The following is a 3,495-nucleotide window of genomic DNA, read 5'->3' as shown; positions in this document are numbered from 1 at the left end:
GGGCGACGGTGCGCCCGTCGGCGTCGGCGCGTTGCACGGTCGCGCCCTCCGGGTTGGACGTCGCCGCCAGCACGAACACGCCGCGCTCGTTGGCCGTGGCGACCTCGAGCAGCGGCCGCAGCGACCCGAATCCCAGGTACGGCGAGGCGGTCACCGCGTCGGCGGCCAGCGGCGAGTCCGCGGCCCAGGCGGCGGCGTAGGCGGCCATCGTGGTCCCGATGTCGCCGCGCTTGGCGTCGGCGAGCACCAGGACCCCGTGGGTGCGCAGGGCGGCCATGGTGCGTTCGAGCACGGCGAACCCGGCGGAGCCGTACGCCTCGAAGAAGGCCACCTGGGGTTTGACGATCGCGAAACCGGCGTAGGCGTCGACACAGATGTCGCAGAAGGCGGACAGGCCGTCGGCGGTCACCGGCAGACCCCAGGCCCGCAACAGTTCGGGGTGCGGGTCGATGCCCAGGCACAGCGGTCCGCGGCGCGACTTAGCGTCGGCCAGCCGAACGCCGAAACTGCTCAACCTTCGCTCCGCGAGCCAAGCGCCCGGTGCAGCTCTTGTAAGGACAGCACGTCGATGTCACCACGGATGCCCGCCTCGATGCCCTGCACGGCGGCCGAGGCGCCCTGCACGGTCGTGACGCAGGGAATATTGACGGCGACGGCCGCGGAGCGGATCTCGTAACCGTCGATGCGCGGGCCGGAGTTGCCGTAGGGCGTGTTGATCACCATGTCGACCTCGCCGGCGCGGATGGCGTCGACCGCCGAGATGGCGGGCCGGCCCGGTTGCGGTCCTTCGAAGTGCTTGCGGACTTCGTCGCACGGAATCCCGTTGCGGCGCAGCATCTCCGCGGTGCCCTCGGTGGCCAGCACCCGGAACCCGAGGTCGGCCAGGCGCTTGACCGGAAAGACCAGCGAGCGCTTGTCGCGGTTGGCGACCGAGACGAACACCGTGCCGGCGGCCGGCAGCGATCCATAAGCGGCGGTTTGGCTTTTGGCGAAGGCGGTGCCGAAATCGCGGTCGATGCCCATGACTTCACCGGTCGACTTCATCTCCGGGCCCAGCAGTGAGTCGATGGCGGCGCCGTCGATTCGACGGAACCGGTGAAAGGGCAGCACCGCTTCCTTGACCGCAATCGGGGCGTCGGGCGCGGCGGTGGCGCCGTCACCGACGGCCGCTAGCATGCCCTCATCGCGCAGTTGGGAGATGGTGGCGCCGAGCATGATTCGCGAGCAGGCCTTGGCCAAAGGGATCGCGGTGGCCTTGGAGACAAACGGAACGGTGCGACTGGCTCTCGGGTTGGCTTCCAGCACGTACAGAACGTCGTCTTTGAGCGCGTATTGCACGTTGAGCAGGCCCACGACCCCGATGCCGTGCGCGATGGCCTCGGTCGCCTGGCGCACCTTCTCGATGTCGCTGCGACCCAGCGTCACCGGCGGCAAAGCACAGGCCGAGTCACCGGAGTGGATGCCGGCCTCCTCGATGTGCTCCATGATCCCGCCGATGTAGACCTCGGTGCCGTCACACAGCGCGTCCACGTCGATCTCGACGGCGTCTTCCAGGAAGCGGTCGACCAGCACCGGGTGTTCGGGCGACAACTCGGTGGCGCGGGTGATGTAGCCCCGCAACGTTTCCTCGTCGTAGACGATCTCCATGCCGCGACCGCCCAGCACATAGGACGGACGCACCAGCACCGGGTAACCGATGTCGGCGGCGATCCGCTGCGCCTGCGCGAAGGTGGTAGCGGTGCCGTACTTCGGCGCGGGCAGTCCCGCCGTGTGCAGGAGGTCGCCGAACGCGCCGCGGTCCTCGGCAAGGTCGATGGCCGCGGGTGGGGTGCCGACGATGGGAACGCCGGCGTCGGCGAGGCGTTGCGCCAGCCCCAGCGGGGTCTGGCCGCCGAGTTGCACGATGACCCCTGCGACGCCCGGCCCGCCGGCACCCGACTGCTGCTCGGCGCGGAACACCTCCAGCACGTCCTCGAAGGTGAGCGGTTCGAAGTACAACCGGTCGGCGGTGTCGTAGTCGGTGGAGACCGTCTCAGGGTTGCAGTTGACCATCACGGTCTCAAAGCCGGCCTGCGACAACGTGGTTGCCGCATGCACGCAGCTGTAGTCGAATTCGATGCCCTGCCCGATCCGGTTGGGTCCGGAGCCCAGGATCAGCACCTTGGGCTTCTCGGTCTGCGGCGCCACCTCGGTTTCGGCGGCCGGGTCGAGTTCATAGCTGCTGTAGTGATAGGGCGTCTTGGCCTCGAATTCGGCGGCGCAGGTATCCACCGTCTTGTACACCGGATGGATGCCAAGGCGCTCGCGCAGCGACCGCACGCCGTCTTCACCGGCCAATTCTGGCCGCAGCGCGGCGATTTGGCGGTCCGACAGTCCATTGTGCTTGGCGCGGCGCAGCAGGTCGGCGTCCAGCACGGGCGCCGCAGCCACCTCGGCGCGCAGCTTGACCAGCTGGTTGATCTGCGCGACGAACCAGGGGTCCACACCGCTGTCCGCGGCGACCCGCTCGATCGAGGCGCCCAGTCGCAGCGCCAGTTCCAGGTCGTAGAGCCGGCCTTCGGTCGGCGTCTGCAACCGGGTCAGCACCTCGTCGAGCGCACCCTCGGGGTCAGGTTTGGTCCAGAATCCGGCCCGGCTGGTTTCCAGTGACCGCATCACCTTGCCGAGCGCTTCGACGAAGTTGCGGCCCAACGACATCGCTTCCCCGACGGATTTCATCGTGGTGGTCAGCGTGGGGTCGGCGCCGGGGAACTTCTCGAAGGCAAACCGCGGCGCCTTGACCACGACGTAGTCCAGGGTGGGTTCGAAGCAGGCCGGCGTTTCTTTGGTGATGTCGTTGACGATCTCGTCGAGGGTGTAGCCGATGGCCAGCTTGGCGGCGATCTTGGCGATCGGGAAGCCGGTGGCCTTGGAGGCTAGCGCGCTGGACCGGGACACCCGGGGGTTCATCTCGATGACGATCAGCCGGCCGTCTTCAGGGTTGACGGCGAACTGGATGTTGCAGCCGCCGGTGTCGACGCCGACCTCCCGCAGGATCGCGATGCCCAGGTCGCGCATCCGCTGGTATTCGCGGTCGGTGAGCGTCATGGCCGGCGCCACGGTGACCGAGTCGCCGGTGTGCACGCCCATCGGGTCGAAGTTCTCGATCGAGCAGACCACCACCACGTTGTCGTGGCCGTCGCGCATCAGCTCGAGCTCGAACTCCTTCCAGCCGAAGATCGATTCCTCGATCAGCACGTTGGCGCTAGGGCTTTCGGCCAAGCCGGCGCCGGCCATCCGGTCGACCTCTTCGACCGATCGCGCCATACCCGAGCCCAGCCCGCCCATGGTGAAGCTGGGCCGGACTACGACCGGCAACCCGAGTTCGTCGACCGTCTCGCGGACCTCGTCCATCGTGAAACAGACCCGGCTGCGGGCGGATTCACCGCCGACCTTGGCGACGATGTCCTTGAACATCTGCCGGTCCTCGCCGCGCTGGATCGCGTCGATGTCCGC

2 protein-coding genes are annotated in these 3,495 nt (G+C 68.2%); both read right to left on the bottom strand.

Features of this window, described 5'->3' with window-relative positions:
- The coding region (gene pyrF / locus A9W95_RS06240; protein WP_067409765.1) for an orotidine-5'-phosphate decarboxylase at positions 1-514 on the bottom strand (514 nt) is incomplete at its 3' end.
- Positions 511-3,495: carbamoyl-phosphate synthase large subunit (carB, locus tag A9W95_RS06235; protein ID WP_067409764.1), on the bottom strand; the 2,985-nt coding region annotated here is incomplete at its 5' end. The genes carB and pyrF, both read right to left, overlap by 4 nt.

The organism is Mycobacterium sp. 1423905.2 (assembly GCF_001673155.1).
Classification (GTDB): Bacteria; Actinomycetota; Actinomycetes; order Mycobacteriales; family Mycobacteriaceae; genus Mycobacterium.
The sequence above is the reverse complement of the archived record's forward strand: the minus strand, read 5'-3'. Positions and strand labels throughout refer to the sequence as shown.